Consider the following 670-nt stretch of genomic DNA (forward strand, 5'->3'; position numbering starts at 1 on the left):
CAGCTGCGAGGATGGCGTTGGCAGCGTCGCCTTGGCGGTACCAGAGATAGTTTCGGCCCATTCGATGCTCGGCTTTGAGATGGCCGATCACGGGTTCGACGGCTGCCCGGCGGCGTAACTGACGTTTGATCCTGGGCGTCACGCCGCGTTTCTGACCGGAGATGAAGATTCTGAGCTTGTGGTCTTGCGGTGCATTGTGGCCGCGATATCCCTTGTCTGCGAAGATGCGATCGAGGGTGTTGCCGACCAGCGCCTCCATCTCCGGGATCACGGTTGCCAGGGTGTGTCCGTCGTAGGGGTTGCCCGGCATGGACTTCACGTGAGTGACGAACTGTCCGCCCTTGGCGTGGCTGAGGGTGGTGGCGACGGAGACCTTGACGCCGAACTCGTATGGCCGATGGGCCTTGCCCTTGCCGATGCATTCGACTTCCGGCGCGTGCAGGGAATAGACCTTCGGTCCGCGCTGACGCTGCTGTTGCTCGCGCACGCGCCGCGCCAGCATCAGCAGCTGGGCGAACACCGCTTCGAGCCCGCTGTCGCCCTCGATCTTGCGGGTGATGTCGCGAATGACGCGGCCGAGCAAGGTGCGCAGCTTCTTCAGCGCCCGGTTGGCGCGATTGAACTGCTTGGCGTGGGCATAACGCTGGTGCTGGATCAGGGCGAACTTGCC

Annotated in this window: 1 protein-coding gene; it reads right to left on the reverse strand. The window is 63.6% G+C overall.

What is annotated here, in order from left to right; translation table 11 throughout:
* On the reverse strand, positions 1 to 670 hold a 670-nt coding region (locus tag IVA80_RS33600), incomplete at both ends, for a transposase (protein WP_247439368.1).

The organism is Bradyrhizobium sp. 139 (genome assembly GCF_023074175.1).
Lineage (GTDB): Bacteria > Pseudomonadota > Alphaproteobacteria > Rhizobiales > Xanthobacteraceae > Bradyrhizobium.